General features: G+C 34.7%; 2 protein-coding genes. Both read right to left on the bottom strand.

From position 1 onward, the window contains the following. Positions 1-194: 194 nt before the first annotated feature. On the bottom strand, positions 195-635 hold the full coding sequence (locus CHU92_RS00160; RefSeq protein WP_094411409.1) for a hypothetical protein: 441 nt from the start codon (positions 633-635) through the stop codon (positions 195-197). A 25-nt stretch (positions 636-660) separates the two neighbouring features. After that, positions 661-1,242: M91 family zinc metallopeptidase (locus CHU92_RS00155; protein ID WP_243389527.1), on the bottom strand; the 582-nt coding region annotated here is incomplete at its 5' end.

Here is a 1,242-nt window from a genome sequence, read left to right as displayed (position 1 = left end):
GGCTAAAGGGCAGGTATGGGTCGCTTTTGGAGGCTTTCCAGCACCGTTCTTATATGAGCCTTACCTCAACCGGGTCCACCTTACACGGGTAGTTGCTTTACTCGCGTTGCTGATGGCTGTGGTGCATAGTAGTGTGGAACGGCTATAAAACAAAAGGATAAACATTACTGCTCATCCCTAAATTCATTCATATATTATTTTCTTAAAAAACGAGGTTTATAAGTTTTCATAATTTCATCAGTTACAAGTTTTGAAAATTCACTAGAATCTTCTTTTAAACTCCCATTTACAATTATTCCATGTGCCGTCCCCATACACACAGTATCTACTTTTTTATTTCTATGAACTAATAATTGTATCCTAGCATCAACTTCATAATTACTCGTACTACTAGGTTGTAAGCTGTTATACAAACTATGGAATCGTAAATTAAATTTTTCATCGCTAACTTTTAAGTATTCTCTTTCACTTCCCTTAGGAAGCGGTCCACTTTTAAATTTTTCACACGAATATCTATATGATATCATTTCATGTGGAGGCATATAAAAAAATTCTATATAATTACCACTTTCCTTACCATTTACTTTATGACTATTGGTTATGTTCTTACATGAATAATTTAACGATACCATCATAAAGAATATAAGGAAGTAAATAAAATTACGGTGCGTATTTAATATAGCTTGGTGTAAATGATTCATTTTTATATGTTCTATTGTTGTGAAATTTAAAAGTAGCATTCTTGTTAACTTTATTAGATATGGGTGAATCTGTAACCACAGGCAAACCTTTGTGGTCAGACCTAGACCTAGAAAACATAGGAATTTCACCATTTGCTCTAGCAGTCTGTTGTTCAGGCCCACTTATTACCCTTTTTTCCTCTTTACTATCATATTGTGCATCTGACCCATAATTTCTATTTTCAGATGTATTCATTAAACTACCTAAAGCATGTCCCGCCTCATGTTCTAATACTGTAGCAGGAGAAAGGATATACCCACTCGTTGTTTCAAGACCCAAATTAGGATTCCAATAAACTACATTAAAGCTATCACCAAAAGCTCCATCCTGCTTACTGTATACTTCACTTGAATAGCCTTCCATTCCTTGCTCTTGAACATCAACAGTCGCAAACGGATTTTCAGCTATTGCTTTTAACGATTGTCCGCCTCCATTACCAACATCATAATTATAGGCACTAATAAAATCTTGTACAAATTGATTATCAGGTGCACTATCTCC

The organism is Flavobacterium cyanobacteriorum (genome assembly GCF_002251835.1).
In the GTDB taxonomy this organism is placed as follows: Bacteria; Bacteroidota; Bacteroidia; order Flavobacteriales; family Flavobacteriaceae; genus Flavobacterium; species Flavobacterium cyanobacteriorum.
This window is presented reverse-complemented; position numbering and strand designations above follow the sequence as displayed.